Source organism: Thermospira aquatica (assembly GCF_023525255.1).
Lineage (GTDB): Bacteria > Spirochaetota > Brevinematia > Brevinematales > Thermospiraceae > Thermospira > Thermospira aquatica.
In genome coordinates this window covers 795,620-814,666 of sequence record NZ_CP073355.1, presented here as the reverse complement: position 1 = coordinate 814,666, position 19,047 = coordinate 795,620, and the positions used below count along the sequence as shown (strand labels likewise).

Below are 19,047 nucleotides of genomic sequence, written 5' to 3'. Positions count from 1 at the left end.
AGACCAAAAACTTGAGAGAAAAACACCAAATATGATATACTATACGCATGGAAACATTGAAAGAAAACTGGTTGTTCCGTACAGAGTCTCTCATTGGTGCTGAGGGTCTTCATCGTCTGGCATCCCTTCGGGTGATGGCATGCGGTGTGGGAGGCGTAGGAGGAATGGCCCTTGAAGCTCTTGCAAGGAGCGGGGTGGGATACTTTGTGGTAGTAGACTGTGATGTTTTCCACCCCACCAATCTCAATAGACAGATCCTCGCGACAAGAGAAAGTCTTGGAAAACCAAAAACAACTATTGCCAAAGAACGGATTCTTAGTATCAATCCCGAAGCCACCGTCATACCCATTCAAGGATTTGCGGATAGTCAGATAATCTCAATTCTCCAATCTTACCCTGTAGATTTTGTTATCGATGCCATTGACAGCCTTAACCCAAAAGTTCAGCTCATCTCCACCCTCATGCACAAGAATATCCCCTTTATTTCCTCGATGGGAGCCGCTGCCAGATTTGATGCTTCGAGTTTTCGAATAGGAAAACTCTCCGATGTTAAAGGTTGTCCCCTCTCTCGCAAGGTCCGTCAGAGACTCAGAAGAATAGGGATAGATCCCCGACATATCCCCGTGGTATACTCTACCGAGATGGTGAAAGAGGGACAGGGTATAGCCTCATATATCCAGGAAGAAAACTTCTATGAAAGGGGAAGACAGCGAATCCCCCGGGGAAGCCTTGCAACAACGGTAATGGCGGCGGGACTTCTTTGTGCCCAGGAGGTTATCATGTGGGCTTTAAAAAAAACATAGTTTGACGTTTTCTCATTTGTAGTTTATATTATGAAAACAAAAAAGGAGTTTTTATGCAGCCAATCCTGGAAATTCGTCACCTGAGTGTTTCTGTAGAAAACAAACTTCTTCTCAAAGATATTTCTCTCTCCATTCCCGAGGGACAAACGCATGTCTTATTTGGCCCCAATGGTTCAGGAAAATCCTCCCTCATGCTTACCTTGATGGGTTTCCCCCAGTACAGGATAGAAGAAGGCCAGATTCTCTTTAAGGGAAAGGATATTACCCACAGTTCTCCTTCGGAAAGATCAGCTCTCGGAATGGGAATAGCCTTTCAATCTCCTCCCGCAATTAAAGGACTCAAACTAGAAAACCTTGTAAGTGAAATAGCTTCACGTTTCTACCCTGAATTTGTTCTCGAAGATGCCAGCCGAGAACTCTCCATGGAAAGCTATCTCCATCGTGATGTCAACCATGGTTTTTCTGGAGGAGAACGAAAACGCTCAGAGATCCTTCAACTCTCAGCACAAAACCCGGATCTCATCCTTCTCGATGAACCAGAATCCGGCGTAGACATAGAAAATATGAAAACTATTGGTGAGGCTATACGTAATATTCTTCACCGTGGAGCCAGGGAAAAACGCACCAAATCAGCCTTCATCATAACCCACACCGGCTATATTCTTGATTATCTGGCAGCGGATTGGGGATATGTCTTGGTTGACGGGCAAATACAGTGTGAAAACAACCCTTATGAACTCTTAAGACTCATCGAAATCAACGGATTCCAATTCTGTGAAACATGTGAGCTTTCAAAAAATAAGGAGTAGGCTATGGCTCTCGAAAAAGATCTTCTTCAGGACACACAAAAGGTTGGTTATACAGGCGACAGTGATGTCAAGCTGGCGGTGGTGAATGACCATGTGGAGGAGTTTGCTTCAGTCGAAAAGGGCATAACCATTCTCCCCATGTTCATGGCTGTGAAAGAATTTCCCTGGGTAAAGGAAAAAATGTGGAGTCTGATTGCTAAAAACAAGGATGAATACACACAGCTTGCCGCAAACGAAGAAAGTCTCTCGGGATATTTCATCCATGTCGCCAAAGGGGTAAAATCCTCCAAACCTATCCAGACCTGTCTTTTCATCAACATGGAAAAATTTGTTCAAACCGTTCATAACATCGTCGTTTTGGAAGAAGACGCAGAGATCTATCTCTTTACCGGTTGTGCTACCGCCCATTATGTCAAAACAGCAAGCCATATTGGCATCACCGAGATATTTCTCTCTCCTGGCTCCAAACTCAACTATACCATGATCCATGAGTGGGCAGATAATGTCGAGGTAAGACCCCGAACAGCGATTTCGGTGGCTGAAAATGCCCAGTTTATCTCAAACTATATTTCTCTCAAAGCCGTCAAACACCTCCAGAGTATGCCTACAGCCTATCTCCGGGGCCAAAAAGCCTCCGTATCATTTAACTCCCTTATCTACGCTCCCGAGGGTGCGTACTACGATACAGGGGCAAGGATCGTTTTTGAAGCACCCCAAACCCATGGAGAAGTCATAAGTCGGAGTGTTACCCATGGCGGAACCGTTATTGCACGCGGAGACCTGGTAGCTCAAGCCGAAGACGTCAAAGGGCATGTAGAATGCGACTCTCTCCTGCTTTCTGATGGTGGACTCATTCAGGCTATTCCTGTGCTAGAAACCAAGGTAGCAAATGTCTCCCTGACTCACGAGGCAGCCGTAGGAAAAATAGCGCAAGAAGAGCTTCTCTACCTCATGAGCCGGGGACTCTCTGAATCAGAAGCCAAAGCAATGATTGTAAAAGGCTTTTTGGATGTGGATACCTTCCGATTGCCATCCCATTTGAGACCCAGGGTTGATCAGGTCTTGAAGCTTTTAGAACAAGGCGGACTCTAATGGCTACCCATGCCCTTCAGTTCCCCCTTGAAAAAGAAAAAAACCTTCGAGATGCCCTGGAAGAAAAAGGCTATACCTTTCGCCCTCTTCAATACGGCTTCTGGCAAGCATCTCATAATGGCATTGTTCTTTCGTTCTACAATAGTGGAAGACTCGTTATTCAAGGAAGCGAAGAAAAAATACAAGGTTTTCTCCCGTTTCTCTCCTCCTGGATGAGCGAAAGCCTCTCACAGCTTGGTTGTGATGAATGTGGAAAAGGAGAGGTCTTTGGACCTCTAGTACTGGTGGCTGTAGGAGTTCCTAAAGAGAATTTCTCTCAACTCCAGATGCTTGGGATAACAGAAAGCAAAAAAGCCTCCGAAAAACAACTCCATCAATGGTACGATCAAATCCTTTCTCTCTGCCAGGTGGAGACATTTATTCTAGAACCAGAGGCTTACAATCAACTGTACGAAAACTACCCAAATGTAAATACGATTCTCACTCTCGGCTATAAGGATCTCCTCAAGAGATTTAAAAGCAGCTGGGACGAGGTGATCGTAGACGCCTATGCCCAGGATAAACACACACAACATACGCTTTCCTCCGTAGCTCCAGGAAAGTTTCTTTTCGAAACAGGGGCTGAAAAATACCCGGCTGTTGGTGCAGCTTCCCTTGTAGCTAAAAAGATCTTTTTAAACTGGTTTACACAACAACCCCTCAAACTTCCTCGCGGATCGGGTCCAGAAGCAAGAGAACTCTTTTTTCATATGAAATCATCCAACCCTGCAGAACTCAAGCGCTATGCAAAGATCCACTTTTTTTCAAAAAAAGAAGCTTTTTAGGGCTATTTTTCCATATTACTCGAAAAACCAGAAAGCATCCCCTTTTCAGACTTCAAAGGTAAAAATACCCAACAAAAAAAATTTTTTATCCCTCTAAAAACTTGTTTTTTTTCTCAAATGGGTATATAATAACATTCATAAGAGTGGTCGTTTTGAGAAAAGGAGGCTATATGTTATTTCGTGACATACTTGAAGAGCGTTTTGTACGTATAGGGCTTAAAGCAACCAAAAAAAATGAGATATTTGAAGAACTCGCCCAGCTCTTTGAGGAGATTCATGGGATCGATAGAAAAGAGGCCTACAAGGCTATGGTGGAAAGGGAAAGAAAAGGTTCCACCGGTCTGGGAAACGGTCTGGCTATTCCCCATGGTCGAAGCTCTAACATCAAGGATCTTCATATCATTTTTGTCTACGAACCCGAAGGACGAGATTTTGAGGCGTATGATAAACAACCCTCTAACCTCTTTCTGGCAGTATTAACCTCCGATGAATACAGCCCTCAACAACAACTTGAGATCTTGAGAATTATTGTAGAGATTTACGAAAAAACCGACATCGTTCAATCTCTCAAAAATGTAAAGACCCCCCACGAGCTCTACCAGCTCATCATTCAGAAGGAAGCAGAGTGCCACAAGTAGTATGGCAGAGACAAAAAAACGCTCCCGTCGAAAAAGAAAATCCTCAAAATACCTTCCCCTTCTCTGGTTGTTAACCGGCGCGCTTCTTGCCCTTGTTTTGGTTTTTTCAGGTAATCTCGTTATCGATGTTAAGGGAATTCAACCCTCCTCCCCTCAAAAAACACCCAAGCCACCCCTTTCTCAAGAAAAACCCTCTTCGTCAAATTTGCCTGAAAAAGAGAAAGAATCAAAAACCATAAAAATCTATCTTGCCAGACAACTTGAAAAGGGCGTGCGCCTCGTACCATACTCTATAACCATCACCGAAACAACAACACCCATGCAAGCAGCCCTCGAAGCACTCATCCATGCTACGGATGATAATGATCTCAATCTCATTCCGCCCGATACCAGAATACGTCAGGCCTGGATCAAAGACAACTATGCCTACATTGATTTGAGTGAAGAATTCACCTACAATGCCTATGGTATCCAGGGATACAAACTCCAGCTTTATCAGATCGTTCTTACAGTGTGCCAGTTCCCTACTATCAAAGGTGTCTATTTTTATGTCGAAGGAAAGCCTCTCCGTTACCTTGGAGGAGAAGGTTTTCCTATTCCTCAACCTGTTCTTCCCCCCAAAGAACCTTTTGAAATCCCTTACTAAGGATGAAACGCGGGCGCTATCTTTCCTCCAAGAGTGACACTGGTAAATGTGTCATTTACTGGATGAGTCGGGACCAAAGAGTAAAAGACAATTGGGCACTTCTCTATGCTCAACAAGAGGCAGAAAAACGGCGTCAACCCCTTGTTGTTGTTTTCCATCTTCAAAAAAGTTTTTTACACGCCCAAAGCTGGCATTTTAGTTTCCTCTGTCAGGGGCTTCAAGAGGTAGAACAAACCCTTCTCGCCCACAACATCCCCTTCATCCTCTCAAGAGGGACTATCGAAGACAACCTGATACCCCTTCTCAAATCCTTAAACCCCTCCCTGGTAATGAATGACTTTGATCCTTTGCGAATCAAACGCGAGTGGAAAACAATCGTCTCCCGGGCTCTTTTGTGTCCGTTGCTTGAGATCGATACCCACAACATTGTGCCCTGCTGGATAGCAAGTGATAAACAAGAGTTTAGTGCCCGAACTTTCCGTCCAAAAATTCTTCGTCTTCTTCCAGAATTTCTCACAGATATCCCTCAAATCTCTTTCCATCCCTATTCTTGTTCTATCCAGCTTCCCCCAAACGAATGGCCACCTCACGTTGCTCTTCCCCCTTTTTCTCCTCTTCCCGGAGAAAAAGCTGGATGGGAAACCTTTCTTGCCTTCCTTTCTGATGGTATCCATCGCTATGCCCAAGAAAAAAACATCCCCCTTGCCAACGCCACCTCCCGGCTCTCCGCCTACTTTCACTTTGGCCAACTTTCTCCCCAAAGAGTAGCGTATGAAATCTCTCAAGCGGAAACTATCTCACCGGAAAACAAAAACACTTTCTTAGAAGAGCTCATCGTCCGAAGAGAGCTGTCTGACAACTTTGTGTTCTACCAAAAAAATTATGACAACTGGGACGGTATACCAGCCTGGGCTCAAAAAAGCCTCAACAAACATCGGGAGGATCCCCGACCCTTTCTCTACACCCTCGAAGAGCTTGAAGCTGCCCAAACCCATGAACCACTCTGGAATGCCTGTCAAAAAAGCATGCAAAAGACAGGGTATCTTCACGGATATCTCCGCATGTACTGGGCCAAAAAAATCCTCGAATGGTCAACAACTCCCGAAGAAGCTCTAGAAAAAGCCATATACCTTAATGACCATTATTTTCTGGATGGACGAGACCCCAATGGCTACACTGGCATCCTCTGGAGCATAGGGGGACTCCACGATCGTCCTTTTAGTGAACGCCCCATCATTGGCCAGATCAGACCAATGACAGCATCAGGCTGCGAGAGAAAGTTCTCCACCCAGGCGTTTATTACCTGGGCAGAGAACCTATAAACCTTATAATTCTTCTGCTTTTGGAGATTCAAAAATTCCTTCCGTAACCACCGAGTTGGTCTTCTTTTCTCTGGCTAAAGAAAGGTTTCGAAATGCAAGAGAAAGAAAATCCTCTACCCCCATGCCTTCCATATACACGGCTGCCCCCATAAAAAGCTGCACCTCTGCCTCATCTTTCCCGCAGAGATACTCACTCATCGAAACAACTTCCTGAATCTTCTTTGCCACGGTACAGGCACCTACAAGATCCGTGTCCAGAAGAAGAATTGTAAACCTCCCGCCGCCCCAATGAGAAATAACATCATGAGCCCTGAGATTTGCACGAAAAGAAGCCGCCAAAAGCCCAAGCACATTGTCCGGACAATTATATTGGGAATTATCTTTCATGGTAATAAGCGCGTCTATAGCAAGAAGCGCCAGATCCGATCTTTGCCTTTTCTGTCTTAATACTTCATAACGAACCATATCTTGAAAAGCATCCGCATTAAGTGTTCTGGTTATCCTATCAAGTCTCAAAGAAAGCATCTTTTCTTCATTTAAAATCTGAATCTGTCGAGAAAGTTTATGAAAAGGCTGATGTATCCCACTATAGAGCGCCCCATCCAATCCAAAAAGAAGCCCCAACCATTCAATGGTGAGAATATACTGAAACCACAAAGGATTTGCCATATCAACAGAGGCTTTCAACCAAAAAACACCTGCAATCATACGAAACACTATCCATAAAACCAGAGAGGCATAGAGCGTAAGAGCCATCCGGTGTCTCCAAAAAAATACCAACCCAAGGGTGACCAGACTTAAGCCCTCAATACCAATAACCCATTGTACTATTCGTGGCATAACCTCACCCTTAAGAAACGGCAACACCCTCCCACCATACTGTTGAAGAACAAGAAAAAGCCCCGCCATGGCAACTCCCCAAATCAGAACCACAGGCCAGCGATACTTCAATCGTCGTGAAACAAAAAAAGCCGAAAAGAACAGCCAGAGACTCATCCACGAAAAAAGCACCAAATGAAGAGGATAAAGAAAATCATACGCGGGAGCTCCAGTCAAGAAAAAAATCTCATAGAGCGTTCCTACAAGAACACCAGCCAAACCCAGAGCGGAAAAAAACAAAAAATCAAAATTTACAAATGCACTTGTTGCCCCAACTACATAAAGATACGCTGTTCCCATACCAACAAATGCCAGAAAAAGTCCCAGAATATACACCCGTTCATAAGGGAAAAGAACAATGAGAGCCGTCACGATTCCCAGTGAAAACAAGAGAAAAAAACACAACTTTTTTAATGCCGACATATTCCCCTCCACATTTTCTTTCATTCATTTTCCATTACATTGTATATAATTCTCGTATTTTTTGCAAATTTTCTTTCTCTGCTGGTTTTGCTTTTGCTTTTTTTGCATTTTTTAGTTATATTAATAAAAAAATTTTAAGGTGCCCTATGACAAGAACACTCTTTCCTATCGAAGAATGGATCTATCGCGCATCAAGACGAACCTTTACTCCCCTCCCTATAAATTTTGGTTTTGCCGTTGAACTCCTCTCCCCCATAAACCCCGAAGAACTCAAAATTGCCCTTCAAAAAGTTGGTGAAGTCTTCCCCTTTTCCCTTGCCCGTGTGATTCTTTATCCCCACAAAAGGGGAATTCTTACCACCGAAGAAACCAAACCTATTCCCCTTTTCTACCAGAAAACAAACAATCCCTGGGAAAACATCGCCCGGGAACTCCCCCGACCCTTTGACGATCCGTACGAGCCCCTCCTTCGTGTCTTTCTCTACGAAAGAGAAACCGAAAACCAGCTTCTCTACGTTCACTTTGACCATGCCCTCGCTGATGGTATTTCCGCCTTACTCTGGCTAAAAATACTTTTTGCCATCCTCCAGAATCAAAAGCCCCCAGTTCCTCCCTGTATCGACATTGAAAACCTTTTACAAAACCACTTCTCTCACGAGTGGGAAAAACAGTACACCTCCTCCCGAAGAAGCATGGCAGATACTTTGAAAAAAAACCTTGAAGTCCTTTTTCAGCCCTCCTGGCCAAAAGAACTCCACTACACCATACAAACCGCTATCCTTGACACCCAAACAACACAAAAACTCAAACAAAAAGCAAAAGAAGAAGGTAGTTCCGTTCACGCCGCTCTTAGCGTGAGTTTCCTCCAGGCTTTTTACGAGAGAGGCTTTGCCCACCATCGCCCTTATCGAACGGTTCTCAGTCCTGTAGATCTGAGAAAAAAGTACCACCTTCCGAGAGGATATGGACTTCTCAATGGAACGTTACGCACTTCAGTAGACTTCCTTCGAAAAGAAAGCTTCTGGGAAAAATGTCGTCGTTTCAAACAGGATCTTGATCTTCAGTATAAAAACACTGATTTTCTCTATTCTCATTATCGAGCGGGAAAAGATTTAGAAAAGGCTCTTCTCCACGGATTTTCCAAACGTCCTCGCTTTGATACACGCAAAGACTATGACCTCTCTCTTACCAATGTTGGAGTTATTGAACCAGACTTTTTCCAGGGAAGAATTCAACGCGTGTATGGCCCGATTGCTCAGGGTCTCCCCACCGAAACCGTTCTCGGCGTTTCCACCTATGCAGATGAACTCACTCTTACATGGGTAAGTAAGCCAGAATTTATGCCAGACGAAACAAGCACAGCCCTCTTCCAACGAGGAAAAGAGATCCTTTTTTCTGCCATCGGTGACTAAGCAAGTTTTTTTCGTATAATCAAGCGATTCCCATGATCAAGCTGTTGATACTCACAACTATCAGAAAAGGTACGAACCACCTGAATCCCAAAACCATGGGTAAAGCCCTTCTGAAGACGGTTTTCCATATCTACCTGTGGATGCTGAAGAGGATTAAAGGGAGGTGCCTGATCATCAATCAGAACCTCTACCTCCCCATCCTGGTACAACACCTGAAGCCATATCTCTCCACCCATTTCGCGATACCCGTACTTAATGATATTGGTCACCACTTCATCCACCATAAGAAGAAGGGCAAAAATCCCTTCCTCGTCAGAGGAATAATTTTTTAAAAAACTCTCAATGGTTTTTCGCACTTTTTCAAGTTCTTTCAGGTTTCCTTCTATCCTAATTTTCACTTCGTCTTTCATCACACACTAAAAAAGATTTTTCGCTTCATCTACCGAAGAAGCAATAGGAAAAACCTTGGAAAAACCCATGGTATCAAAAACCTTTCTGATCTTGTCAAGCATCCCAGCTATCACGATCTTTCCACCCTTTGTTTTCACAACATTGTTGTTGGCGATCAATACCCCAAGAGCAGCCGTAGCCACATAGGTCATCTGACTCACATCGAGAACTATCTTATTCCCCTGAGCTATAGCCTCCTTGAGAGCCTTATCCATCTGAGGGGCTGTATGGGCATCCATCTCCCCACTTATCTTGAGAACGACCACATTCCCTGTTTTGGTCACCTGAAAACCTGCCATATATCCTCCTTATTTTATTTTTTCTCTGTTTTCAAAAGGAAAGAAATAAGGTTAATTTCATTTTCCACAAAACCCATCTCAAGAAGCTCCTCTCGACTTTTGCCGGCTAAAAGATACTGCTTCAATTGCTCATCCCTTGAAAGAGGAAGCTCGTGTTCCTGCTTTTGAGAAAAAACCTTGTCTGACGAGGAAAATTCCGTGCGTTCTCGGGAAACCGCCTTTCGCTGTTTTTCCGGTTTCGAAAGAGTTTCTGAAACTACGGGCTTTTCTACAATTTTCTCTACCACTACAGGCCGTTGAGCTCTTTCAATACGTTCATCAAGCTGAAAGATCTTCTGGTTTGCCCGTTGAATTAGGCGCTGAATCTCTTCTATCTTTTGTTCAAGCATTTCAATATTTCTTGTGGCTGCCGCATTAAACTCTACAATAAGCCCTTCCATCTCTTTTTTAAGCTGGGCATCAATCACCCCATCCTCGAGCTTTTTGATACGATTGAGCGTTACCATAAAAAGGTACACTGAAAACCCGAAAATAAGAAGTGAAATAATCACTGACATTCACCATTCTCCTCGTTTTATCATAGTGCAGGAAAGAAAAAAATGCAACTCTTAAAAAATATTCATCAAAAAGCAAAATGTTTTATAAATTTAAAAAGTGTTTTATTTATAAAACAAAAGCCTTCTCAACTCTTTTTAAGAGGAGAAGGCTTTCTCCTTTTAACCCCTTGCAATCTCCGTTCCTATACCCGCGTCCGTTAAAAGCTCAAGAAGAAGAGAATGTTCAATACGTCCGTCTATAATATGAACCTTTTCCACCCCTTGTTTCACTGCCTTGAGGGCAGAATCTATCTTGGGAATCATCCCTTCACTGATTTTTTTCTCTTTTTTGAGGCGATTTATTGCGGTTTCATTGACCGTAGAGAGAAAAGAGTTTTCGTCATTGATGTCCTCGTAGATACCTCGAATATCAGTCATATATATCAGTTTATACGCCTTGAGGGCAATCGCTATCTCTCCTGCTGCAATATCCGCATTGATGTTGTAGGTTTTTCCATCTTCACCAACCCCCACAGGAGAAATAACCGGTACGTAATCAGAGGCAATGAGCGTCTGAACGACCTCTGGCTGGATAGAAATAATTTCCCCTACCATTCCAATATCTTTTGGTCCTTTTTTCTTTGCTAAAATCAATCGATTATCTTTACCAGACAATCCCACCGCTTTAATTCCATGAGCATTAACCGCTGCTACCAATTCTTTATTGATAAGACCACTCAAAACCATCTCTGTAATTTCCATTGTTTCTTCATCGGTATAACGATAGCCATCCACAAATTTCGGCTCCTTACCAAGCCGCTGCATCATTTCAGAGATAGCCGGGCCTCCACCATGAACAATCACCACATTGATGCCCACCAGTTTAAGCAAAGCAATATCCTGCATCACAAGCTCTTTGAGCTGGGGAGACTCCATGGCATTTCCGCCGTATTTAATCACCACCGTCTTTTTAGAAAACTCACGAATGTAAGGCAGAGCCTCCATGATAACACGAGCCTTTTCAATATATCTTTCCATATCCCACTCCTAGAGAGAAAAATGTGCCTGACGAACAGCATGACACCCCAGGGAAAAAGCCACAGGAAGTGTCGCTATATGACAGGGAACCAATTTTACAAAAACATCCATCACCGTTTCCCCAAGCCCCAGACCCTGTAAACCAATACCCAGCGCATTGATTCTTTCCTTTAGTCGATGGGCTATTTCTTGAGCCATAGGGTCACCTGAAGCTCCCAGCGGCTTTAAAAGAAGCTGCTTTGAGTACGCTATGGCCTTTTCCATAGTTCCTCCAATACAAAGCCCTAACAGATAAGGAGGACAACCCTTTGACCCTATGGTTTTCATTTCCTCAACAACCCAATCCTCTATTGCCTGAACATTTTCTGTGGGAAGAAAAAAACGATTTCTCGTCACATTCTCAGAACCACCGCCCTTCACAAGAATAACACACTCAAATCCTTCTTTTTCCGTCCACTCTGTATTTATAAAAACCGGTGTGTTATCGCCTGTATTCTCCCTGGTTAAAGGATGCGCCAAAGACATACGAAGATGGTTTTTCCGATAAAAATCACGCACAACATCCTCTATGGTTTTCTGAAGGGGGAAATCAAAACAAACCCTTCCGATATAGAGATAAACCTGAATATATCCCGTATCCTGGCAAAGGACCCTCTCTTCAGTTTTTGCAAAGCGGGCATTCTCTTCATAAAGACCAAAAATCTCCTCGGCCGAGGAAGGAAGCCGTTTCTTCCATTCCTGAAAATATTTTAAAACGTCCGGACGAAGGGAAAAATGTGCCGTATGGAGCGCCTCCTCCATACGGCGAACAAAATCTTTCTTTTTAATCTTCTTCATACTAGTTGGAACAGCTCTCACATTTATTCTCACCAGAAAAAGAGGTCTTCTTATAGTCAGTGACATAGAACCCGTTTCCCTTAAAAATGATACCCATTCCACCTCCAATTTTTCTTTTCACTTTTCCTCCACAGGAAGGACAACTTTCAAGGGGAAGGTCATTCATCATCTGGAAGACCTCAAACTCGTGAGAACAATTGAGACAAACATAATCATAATGTGGCATCTTTCCCTCCTCTATCTCAAGATTACTAGGAAATTGTTTTCAACCTTTCAATAGCTTCCTTCACATTTGATCGATCACCAAAGGCAGAAAGACGGAAAAATCCATCCCCATTCTTTCCAAAACCAATACCGGGAGTTCCAACAATCTGGACTCTCTCTAAAAGATAATCAAAAAATTTCCAGGAGTCCATTGGTGTTTTAAACCAGATATAAGGAGAATGCGTTCCACCGGTACATGGAAAACCAATCTCCCGAATAGCTTCAAGAATGATCCGGGCATTTTCTTTATAATAAGCCAAAACCTCTTGAATCTCTTTCTGGCCCTCCGGTGTAAAAACAGCGGCTGCTGCTTTTTGTACGGGATAAGAAACTCCATTAAATTTGGTAGATTGTCTTCGAAACCAGAGTGCATGGAGAGAGACGGCGTGACCCTTTTTTGTATAAACCTTTACATCCCTTGGAACAATTGTATAAGCACAGCGTGTTCCAGTGAACCCTGCAGTTTTTGAAAGACTACGAAATTCCACAGCTACTTCCCGTGCCCCTTCTATCTCAAAAATACTCTTAGGAAGAGAAGGATCACTAACAAAAGCCTCATAAGCCGCATCAAAAAAAAGAATGCTTCCGTATTTATGCGCATACTCTACCCAGGCTTTTAACTCATCCCTTGTAAGCACCTGACCCGTAGGATTATTTGGAAAACAAAGATAGATAAGATCAAACCTTTTTTTAGGTATTTCTGGTTTAAAATTATTCTCAAGCGTTGCATCCAGATAAAAGAAACGTTCATACCGCCCATTTTTAAGTCTACCACTTCTTCCTGCCATTACATTACTATCGACATACACAGGATACACAGGATCTGGAATAGCCACAGAAACTTTTTGATCAAAGAGCTCTTGAAAGTTTGCGGTATCCTCTTTTGCTCCTGTGGAGATAAAAATTTCATCAGGTGAAATATCTATTCCTCTCTTTCTAAAATCCACTTCAGCGATTGCTTCACGAAGAAACTCATACCCCTGCTCAGGACCATACCCATGAAAAGATTCCTTCTTTGACATCTCTTCCACACCCTCTTGGAAAGCTTTTACAACCGAGGGTACAAGGGGTTGGGTTACATCCCCTATTCCAAGACGGATAATCTTTTTTTCAGGGTTTTTCTCCTGATACATCCGAACCCTTTTCGCAACCTCTGAGAAGAGATAACTTCCCTGTAAAAGAGTATAATTTTCGTTTACACGAACCATAGACACTCCTCTATCTTTGCTTTTATCTTTGCTTTAAAATTTCTCATAAGTTTTACGTGAAACACTTATTCTTTTCCTACAAGCCTCTGATAAATATATTCCAATTCCTCTTGAGAAAAATAATGAATCTCTATCTTCCCTTTCTTTATTGAACCTGTAACACTTACCTTTAAACCTAACGACTGAATAAACTTCTCTTCAAGACTTGTGAGAGGATGAACGGTTTCATTTTTTTCTTTTAATGTTTCACGTGAAACATTTTTTTTCTCAAAATCCTTTACCATAACCTCAGCTTCACGAACAGAAAGCCCCTTCTCTATAATATAATCTGCGAACTGAATCATAACATCCCTTTCACTTAACATAAGAATTACCCTTGCATGACCCTCGGTAAGTTCTTTTTGAATAATTTTCTGTTGAATTATCTCAGGAAGTTTAAGAAGACGAAGGGTATTTGCAACAGAACTCCTATTTTTTCCAATCCTTTGAGCAAGTTCTTCTTGAGAAAGATGTAAACGCTCCATAATCTCTTTAAATGCTAAAGCTTCTTCAATAGGATTAAGATCTGACCTTTGAATATTTTCAATAAGAGCAATCTCGAGTTTATCTTCTTCGCTAAAATCCCTTACTATAGCGGGAATTTCTAAAAGTCCCGCCATTTTTGCTGCTCGCCAGCGTCTTTCACCAGCAACAAGCTCGTATTTTCCATTTCCAAGATCGGTAACCAGAATGGGTTGAATAACTCCCTTTTCTCTAATAGAATCAGCAAGTTCTTTTAACTCATCTTCTGCAAAAAATTTTCTCGGTTGATGTTTATTGGGAAGAATCTTCCCAACATCTATCATTTGAATATTTCCCTTGTAAACCTCTTCCTCAATCATATTTTCATCAACAAGAGCCAGCATCCCTTTTCCAAGACCATGTTTTTGTGCCATATCAACCTCCCACTCTGTTTAAAAACTCTCGCCCAAACGCAGCATACGCTTCAGCTCCCTGACTCTTCTCATCATATTCAAAGATAGCGATACCATGGCTCGGGGCTTCTGAAAGGCGGACATTTCGAGGAATAACTGTTTCATAGACCTTTTCTTGAAAATATCCTTTTACCTCATCAAGAACCTGTTTTGAGAGATTGGTGCGAGAATCGTACATTGTTACCAAAACACCTTCTATAGCCAGGTTTTTGTTAAGCCCACTTTTGACAAGTTTAATAGCTTTAAGAAGCTGAGCAAGTCCTTCCATTGCATAAAACTCACTTTGCATGGGAATAAGAACTGAATCAGCGGCTACTAAACCATTCAGGGTAAAAAGACCAAGAGAAGGTGGAGTATCAATAAGAATAAAATCATACTGTTCACGAATCTCATCTAGTGCATCTTTAAGAACAAACTCCTTTCGCGGAACATTAAGAAGTTCGATCTGAGCTCCAGCAAGATCAAGAGTTACTGGAATAAGAAATAGATTTTTATACTTTGTGGCAAGAATAACTTCTTGAATCTTTTTTTGTCCTATCAGAACTTCATAGATTCCGTTTCCTGAGCGTTCTCGAATATCAACTCCTAAGCCACTGCAAGCATTTCCTTGAGGATCAATATCGATAAGAAGAGTTTTTTTTCCCACATTAGAAAGATAGGCAGCAAGATTGACGGTGGTGGTGGTTTTCCCTACTCCACCCTTCTGATTTGCTACAACGATAATTTTTGACATGTTTCCTCCTCATTTCTTTAATAAGGTATATATTATACAATAAAGGTGAGTTTTTCTCAAATTCTTTTTTACGCACATATTTCTCTGTAGTATTTTTTTATGAGAGAAACCAAAAAAAAGGGGTAATCATAGTAGTATAAGAGAAATTTTTTGTGTATTTTTAATTTCGAAGTTTTTTTATTGAAAGAAGATAGGATATTTTTTTTATGTGTAAAAAAGGGTGTTTTGTTGTGTGTTTTAATGGAGAAAAGAACAAAAAAATTACCAAAAAAGATTGTTATAATTTTTTTTAAGAGAATAAAGAAAGGGATAAGAAAGGGAAACGTAAGGATTTTGCACAAGAGAAGATGAAAAAGGTTTACAAAAAATTTTTTCTTCATTAAAATATTGTATCTTAGATAAGGAGGATATATGGAGAAGACTCTAGGAAAATTTTTTGAGTTTTCAGAGAGAAAAACCTCTTTAAAAGTGGAGGTTTTAGCGGGTATTTCAACTTTTCTTACGATGGCTTATATTATTGTGGTGAATCCCGGGATTCTTTCTTTAACAGGAATGGATTTTAGTGGTGTTCTTCTTGCGACGGTTTTGGTGGCTTCTATTTCCAGTGTTTTAATGGGACTCTACGCTAATCTTCCCTATGCTCTTGCACCAGGCATGGGTATCAATGCCTTTTTTACCTTTAGTCTGGTTATGGGGATGGGGCTTTCCTGGCAGACTGCCCTTGGAGCAGTGTTTCTTTCGGGTATAATTTTTATTATTCTTTCTATTCTTCCTGTGAGACTCTGGATTCTTCATGCTGTTCCAAAATCGATTCGTTATGGTGTGGCTGCGGGTATTGGGGTGTTTTTAACCTTGATTGGGTTTAAGTCTGTGGGTTTTATTGTATCTAATGAGGCTACTCTCGTGGGTTTTGGAGGGATTAATGCTCAAACACTTCTTTTTATTTTTGGGCTTATTCTTACTTCTATTTTGGTGATTCGTCGTGTGAAGGGTGCTTTGATTTTAGGTATTATGGTGACTTCTATTGCAACATTGATTGTTTCTATTCTCGGGTTAAAATATGGTTGGCTTAAAGCTCCTCTTGTTGAGTTGCCAAAATCGATTGTAGCTCTCCCTAAACTTGATGTATTTTTTAAACTGGATATTCTTGGGGCTTTTAAACTTTCGATGATTGGTCCTGTGTTCTCTCTTTTGTTTACAGATATGTTTGATTCTATTTCTACTTTTATGGGTATTGCTCAGGTATCCGGACTTGTGGATAAGGATGGACAACCTTTAAAAGCAAAGAAAGCTCTTTTGGTGGATGCTATTTCAACGATGATGTCAGGTCTTTTTGGGACTTCTTCTGGTACTACCTATATAGAGTCTGCCGCGGGTATTGAGGAGGGTGGAAGGACGGGTTTGACTGCTATTGTGACAGGGCTTTTGTTTCTCCCATTTATGTTTCTAAGTCCTCTTCTGAGTTTTATTCCTGCTGTTGCGACGGCACCTGTTCTGGTTATTGTGGGGGCATTTATGATGAAACCGCTTCTTCAGATTAACTGGAATGATTTTGAGGAGACTATTCCTGCGTTTATGGCGCTTATTCTTATTCCCCTCACCTACTCGATTACCCAGGGTATTGTATGGGGATTTTTGATCTATACTCTTATCAAGCTTTTTACCGGAAAGATAAAGGATATTCATCCTATGCTCTACGTGATTGATGTCCTTGCGGTGTTAATTCTTCTGGTAAAGTAAAAATTTTAAAGAAGATTCCCCCGGAAAAACCGGGGGAATTTTTTTATTTTTGTTAAATTTTCATAACAATAAAAATATGATTTTTTCTTGACGAAAGAAAAAGTTTATTCTATACTATAGATACGCTAGGGGTGCCTATACGAGGCTGAGAGGGAGATATCTCCTAACCCTCGAACCTGATCCGGGTTATACCGGCGGAGGAAAGCGCCCTCCCGCGAATATTATGGGAGGTATTCTATGGATTCTCCTCTTGTTATTGGAAACAGAGAGTTTTCCTGTCGTTTGTTTGTTGGAACCGGAAAACTTCCTTCTTCTCGTCTTTTACCGGAGATTGTAAAAGCAAGTGGCACGCAGATGATTACAGTGGCTTTGAGACGTGTCAATCTTTCCCGTCCGGAAGAGAATATTCTCTCGTATATTCCAGAAGGGGTAGTGGTGTTACCAAATACTTCAGGGGCACGAAATGCAGAAGAGGCAGTTCGGATTTCGCGTCTTGCTCGCGAGGCAGGGTGTGGAAATTTTGTGAAGATAGAGATTATCCATGAGATGGATTATCTGATGCCTGATAATGAGGAAACGATAAAGGCCACAGCTATCCTTGCAAAGGAAGGATTCGTCGTTCTTCCTTATGTAATGCCTGATCTTATTGTAGCGCAAAAATTGGTGGATGCTGGGGCAGCAGCTGTGATGCCTCTGGGATCTCCTATCGGATCCCACAGGGGTTTGAGAACCAGGGATCTCATTGCAATGCTTATTGAAAAGATTGATCTCCCTATTGTAGTGGATGCTGGTATTGGGAAACCATCCCACGCGGCAGAAGCTATGGAGATGGGTGCTGATGCGGTATTGGTCAACACAGCTATTGCAACGAGTGTGGATCCAGTGGCAGCGGCGCGGGCTTTCTCTCTTGCGGTTGAAGCAGGGAGAATATCGTATCTTACTCAAAAACAGCAGGAAACTCTTTATGCTCAGGCGAGTTCTCCCCTTTCCGGGCTTCTCTCAGAGGAAAAGTTATGAAAGCTACAGAGGCATTTCTTCCTTGGCTGGACTTTGATATTGATGGTTTTGTTTCACGTGTGACAGAAAAGGATGTTGAGAGAGTACTCGAGAAAGAAGTTCTTGGGTATCAGGATTTTCTTTGTTTATTATCTCCTGTAGCTTCACGCTTTCTTGAGAAAATGGCTATTTGTTCTCAGCAGCTTACAGCGAAGCACTTTGGAAGGGCGATTTTGCTTTTTGCACCTTTGTATCTGGCAGATTATTGTCAAAATGCCTGTGTGTATTGCGGTTTCCGGGTAATGAATCGTTTTCCAAGAAAAAAACTCTCCCTCGAAGAAATCCAACGAAATGGGGAAATACTTGCCGAGAAAGGATTTCGTCATATTCTTCTTCTCACTGGGGATGCTCCGGCAGTGACACCTGTTTCTTATCTGGAAGAGGCGATGAGCATTCTTTCTCCGATGTTTGATTCTCTGGCGGTTGAGGTTTATCCGATGACGGTGGAGGAGTATCAGAAACTCCGTCTGGTAGGCCTGGATGGTCTTACTATTTATCAGGAGACGTATGATAGGAAGGTTTATGCGGAGGTTCATCCCTCGGGTCCAAAGAGGGATTTTTTCTGGCGTTTGGGAACGCCGGAGAGAGGGGCTCAAGCTGGTCTTCGGTGGGTGACTATTGGTGCCTTGTATGGACTTGCCAATCCTCTCCATGATGCCTTTTGGACGGCAATGCATCTCATGACACTCAAAAAATACTATCCAGAAGTGGAATGGGGCGTGTCTCTTCCAAGAATGAATCCGGCAGAGGGAGATTTTGTTCAGAAGTATAATCTTCCGGATAAACAGTTTGTTCAGTTTCTTCTGGCGTTTCGAATCTTTTTCCCAACAGTAGGGATAACTCTCTCAACAAGGGAAAGACCAGAGATGAGGGATATCCTTATTCCGCTTGGTGTGACAAAGGTTTCGGCAGAATCTCACACAGAGGTGGGGGGGTATGCAGAACATCAAGAGCAGGTACCTCAATTTGAGGTGGCGGATAAACGAAGTGTTGAGGAGATAAAATCAGTTATCTCTTCAAAGGGATTTGATCCGGTGTTTAAGGATTGGGTGAGGATGGCATAG

Annotated in this window: 21 protein-coding genes and 1 riboswitch; of the genes, 11 read left to right on the top strand and 10 right to left on the bottom strand. The window is 42.2% G+C overall.

What is annotated here, in order from left to right:
* The first annotated feature begins 47 nt into the window (after positions 1-47).
* The 7 genes from KDW03_RS03895 to KDW03_RS03865 all read left to right on the top strand — a co-directional run bounded on the left by KDW03_RS03895 (position 48) and on the right by KDW03_RS03865 (position 6,134).
* Positions 48-803 carry a tRNA threonylcarbamoyladenosine dehydratase gene (locus KDW03_RS03895; protein ID WP_271436090.1) on the top strand — a complete coding sequence of 252 codons (756 nt, stop codon included), beginning with the start codon at positions 48-50 and terminating at the stop codon, positions 801-803.
* Positions 804-856: 53 nt separating this feature from the next.
* Entirely contained in the window at positions 857-1,612 is a 756-nt protein-coding gene (locus KDW03_RS03890) for an ABC transporter ATP-binding protein (protein ID WP_271436089.1), read from the top strand.
* A gap of 3 nt (positions 1,613-1,615) precedes the next feature.
* Entirely contained in the window at positions 1,616-2,704 is a 1,089-nt protein-coding gene (locus KDW03_RS03885) for a SufB/SufD family protein (RefSeq protein ID WP_271436088.1), read from the top strand.
* Positions 2,704-3,528 (top strand): hypothetical protein, encoded by an 825-nt coding sequence (locus KDW03_RS03880; RefSeq protein ID WP_271436087.1) that lies wholly within the window; start codon positions 2,704-2,706, stop codon positions 3,526-3,528. The genes KDW03_RS03885 and KDW03_RS03880 overlap by 1 nt, the downstream gene beginning before the upstream one ends.
* 170 nt (positions 3,529-3,698) lie before the next feature.
* Complete coding sequence (locus KDW03_RS03875; protein WP_271436086.1) at positions 3,699-4,166, top strand: PTS sugar transporter subunit IIA; 468 nt, start codon at positions 3,699-3,701, stop codon at positions 4,164-4,166.
* A 1-nt stretch (position 4,167) separates the two neighbouring features.
* Positions 4,168-4,812, top strand: a complete 645-nt coding sequence (locus tag KDW03_RS03870) for a GerMN domain-containing protein (protein WP_271436085.1) — start codon at positions 4,168-4,170, stop codon at positions 4,810-4,812.
* Between the two features lie 62 nt (positions 4,813-4,874).
* Positions 4,875-6,134 carry a deoxyribodipyrimidine photo-lyase gene (locus KDW03_RS03865; RefSeq protein WP_271436084.1) on the top strand — a complete coding sequence of 420 codons (1,260 nt, stop codon included), beginning with the start codon at positions 4,875-4,877 and terminating at the stop codon, positions 6,132-6,134.
* 3 nt (positions 6,135-6,137) lie between these two features.
* On the opposite strand, the gene KDW03_RS03860 is transcribed toward KDW03_RS03865, so the two are convergent.
* On the bottom strand, positions 6,138-7,436 hold the full coding sequence (locus KDW03_RS03860) for a GGDEF domain-containing protein (protein ID WP_271436083.1): 1,299 nt from the start codon (positions 7,434-7,436) through the stop codon (positions 6,138-6,140).
* Between the two features lie 146 nt (positions 7,437-7,582).
* Here KDW03_RS03860 and KDW03_RS03855 point away from each other — a divergent pair, with 146 nt between their 5' ends.
* Positions 7,583-8,848: a hypothetical protein gene (locus tag KDW03_RS03855; RefSeq protein ID WP_271436082.1), complete on the top strand. Its 1,266-nt coding sequence runs from the start codon at positions 7,583-7,585 to the stop codon at positions 8,846-8,848.
* Here the strand turns inward: KDW03_RS03855 and KDW03_RS03850 are convergent.
* From KDW03_RS03850 to KDW03_RS03810, 9 genes are all read right to left on the bottom strand, one after another.
* The gene (locus KDW03_RS03850) at positions 8,845-9,246 is read right to left on the bottom strand and encodes an ATP-binding protein (RefSeq protein ID WP_271436081.1); all 402 of its coding nucleotides are present in this window, start codon (positions 9,244-9,246) and stop codon (positions 8,845-8,847) included. The two genes, KDW03_RS03855 and KDW03_RS03850, sit on opposite strands and share 4 nt — an antisense overlap.
* An 18-nt stretch (positions 9,247-9,264) precedes the next feature.
* Entirely contained in the window at positions 9,265-9,597 is a 333-nt protein-coding gene (locus tag KDW03_RS03845; RefSeq protein ID WP_271436080.1) for an STAS domain-containing protein, read from the bottom strand.
* A gap of 14 nt (positions 9,598-9,611) precedes the next feature.
* Positions 9,612-10,154: a hypothetical protein gene (locus tag KDW03_RS03840; protein ID WP_271436079.1), complete on the bottom strand. Its 543-nt coding sequence runs from the start codon at positions 10,152-10,154 to the stop codon at positions 9,612-9,614.
* A 159-nt stretch (positions 10,155-10,313) separates the two neighbouring features.
* Entirely contained in the window at positions 10,314-11,171 is an 858-nt protein-coding gene (gene argB / locus KDW03_RS03835) for an acetylglutamate kinase (RefSeq protein WP_271436078.1), read from the bottom strand.
* A gap of 9 nt (positions 11,172-11,180) precedes the next feature.
* Positions 11,181-12,008 (bottom strand): fumarate hydratase, encoded by an 828-nt coding sequence (locus KDW03_RS03830; protein ID WP_271436077.1) that lies wholly within the window; start codon positions 12,006-12,008, stop codon positions 11,181-11,183.
* Position 12,009: 1 nt separating this feature from the next.
* Positions 12,010-12,234, bottom strand: coding sequence for an FmdB family zinc ribbon protein (locus KDW03_RS03825; RefSeq protein WP_271436076.1), 225 nt, complete (start codon positions 12,232-12,234; stop codon positions 12,010-12,012).
* 25 nt (positions 12,235-12,259) lie between these two features.
* Positions 12,260-13,480 (bottom strand): LL-diaminopimelate aminotransferase, encoded by a 1,221-nt coding sequence (locus tag KDW03_RS03820; protein ID WP_271436075.1) that lies wholly within the window; start codon positions 13,478-13,480, stop codon positions 12,260-12,262.
* A gap of 65 nt (positions 13,481-13,545) precedes the next feature.
* Positions 13,546-14,415 (bottom strand): ParB/RepB/Spo0J family partition protein, encoded by an 870-nt coding sequence (locus KDW03_RS03815; RefSeq protein ID WP_271436074.1) that lies wholly within the window; start codon positions 14,413-14,415, stop codon positions 13,546-13,548.
* A gap of 1 nt (position 14,416) precedes the next feature.
* Complete coding sequence (locus KDW03_RS03810; RefSeq protein WP_271436073.1) at positions 14,417-15,187, bottom strand: ParA family protein; 771 nt, start codon at positions 15,185-15,187, stop codon at positions 14,417-14,419.
* Positions 15,188-15,598: 411 nt separating this feature from the next.
* On the opposite strand from KDW03_RS03810, the gene KDW03_RS03805 reads away from it, so the two are divergent.
* The 3 genes from KDW03_RS03805 to thiH all read left to right on the top strand — a co-directional run bounded on the left by KDW03_RS03805 (position 15,599) and on the right by thiH (position 19,047).
* Entirely contained in the window at positions 15,599-16,927 is a 1,329-nt protein-coding gene (locus KDW03_RS03805) for an NCS2 family permease (RefSeq protein WP_271436072.1), read from the top strand.
* Positions 16,928-17,044: 117 nt separating this feature from the next.
* Positions 17,045-17,147: riboswitch (TPP riboswitch) on the top strand.
* 17 nt (positions 17,148-17,164) lie between these two features.
* Entirely contained in the window at positions 17,165-17,944 is a 780-nt protein-coding gene (locus KDW03_RS03800) for a thiazole synthase (protein WP_271436071.1), read from the top strand.
* On the top strand, positions 17,941-19,047 hold the full coding sequence (thiH, locus tag KDW03_RS03795; RefSeq protein WP_271436070.1) for a 2-iminoacetate synthase ThiH: 1,107 nt from the start codon (positions 17,941-17,943) through the stop codon (positions 19,045-19,047). The genes KDW03_RS03800 and thiH overlap by 4 nt, the downstream gene beginning before the upstream one ends.

Excerpts from the sequence above, each read along its gene's own strand:
- KDW03_RS03875 (WP_271436086.1), top strand. The coding sequence starts at position 3,699 with ATGTTATTTCGTGACATACTTGAAGAGCGTTTTGTACGTATAGGGCTT.
- KDW03_RS03815 (WP_271436074.1), bottom strand. The coding sequence starts at position 14,415 with ATGGCACAAAAACATGGTCTTGGAAAAGGGATGCTGGCTCTTGTTGAT.
- KDW03_RS03895 (WP_271436090.1), top strand. The coding sequence starts at position 48 with ATGGAAACATTGAAAGAAAACTGGTTGTTCCGTACAGAGTCTCTCATT.
- KDW03_RS03830 (WP_271436077.1), bottom strand. The coding sequence starts at position 12,008 with ATGAAGAAGATTAAAAAGAAAGATTTTGTTCGCCGTATGGAGGAGGCG.
- KDW03_RS03805 (WP_271436072.1), top strand. The coding sequence starts at position 15,599 with ATGGAGAAGACTCTAGGAAAATTTTTTGAGTTTTCAGAGAGAAAAACC.
- KDW03_RS03825 (WP_271436076.1), bottom strand. The coding sequence starts at position 12,234 with ATGCCACATTATGATTATGTTTGTCTCAATTGTTCTCACGAGTTTGAG.
- KDW03_RS03810 (WP_271436073.1), bottom strand. The coding sequence starts at position 15,187 with ATGTCAAAAATTATCGTTGTAGCAAATCAGAAGGGTGGAGTAGGGAAA.
- argB (WP_271436078.1), bottom strand. The coding sequence starts at position 11,171 with ATGGAAAGATATATTGAAAAGGCTCGTGTTATCATGGAGGCTCTGCCT.
- KDW03_RS03800 (WP_271436071.1), top strand. The coding sequence starts at position 17,165 with ATGGATTCTCCTCTTGTTATTGGAAACAGAGAGTTTTCCTGTCGTTTG.
- thiH (WP_271436070.1), top strand. The coding sequence starts at position 17,941 with ATGAAAGCTACAGAGGCATTTCTTCCTTGGCTGGACTTTGATATTGAT.
- KDW03_RS03865 (WP_271436084.1), top strand. The coding sequence starts at position 4,875 with ATGAGTCGGGACCAAAGAGTAAAAGACAATTGGGCACTTCTCTATGCT.
- KDW03_RS03820 (WP_271436075.1), bottom strand. The coding sequence starts at position 13,480 with ATGGTTCGTGTAAACGAAAATTATACTCTTTTACAGGGAAGTTATCTC.
- KDW03_RS03885 (WP_271436088.1), top strand. The coding sequence starts at position 1,616 with ATGGCTCTCGAAAAAGATCTTCTTCAGGACACACAAAAGGTTGGTTAT.
- KDW03_RS03870 (WP_271436085.1), top strand. The coding sequence starts at position 4,168 with ATGGCAGAGACAAAAAAACGCTCCCGTCGAAAAAGAAAATCCTCAAAA.
- KDW03_RS03880 (WP_271436087.1), top strand. The coding sequence starts at position 2,704 with ATGGCTACCCATGCCCTTCAGTTCCCCCTTGAAAAAGAAAAAAACCTT.
- KDW03_RS03845 (WP_271436080.1), bottom strand. The coding sequence starts at position 9,597 with ATGGCAGGTTTTCAGGTGACCAAAACAGGGAATGTGGTCGTTCTCAAG.
- KDW03_RS03840 (WP_271436079.1), bottom strand. The coding sequence starts at position 10,154 with ATGTCAGTGATTATTTCACTTCTTATTTTCGGGTTTTCAGTGTACCTT.
- KDW03_RS03890 (WP_271436089.1), top strand. The coding sequence starts at position 857 with ATGCAGCCAATCCTGGAAATTCGTCACCTGAGTGTTTCTGTAGAAAAC.
- KDW03_RS03855 (WP_271436082.1), top strand. The coding sequence starts at position 7,583 with ATGACAAGAACACTCTTTCCTATCGAAGAATGGATCTATCGCGCATCA.
- KDW03_RS03860 (WP_271436083.1), bottom strand. The coding sequence starts at position 7,436 with ATGTCGGCATTAAAAAAGTTGTGTTTTTTTCTCTTGTTTTCACTGGGA.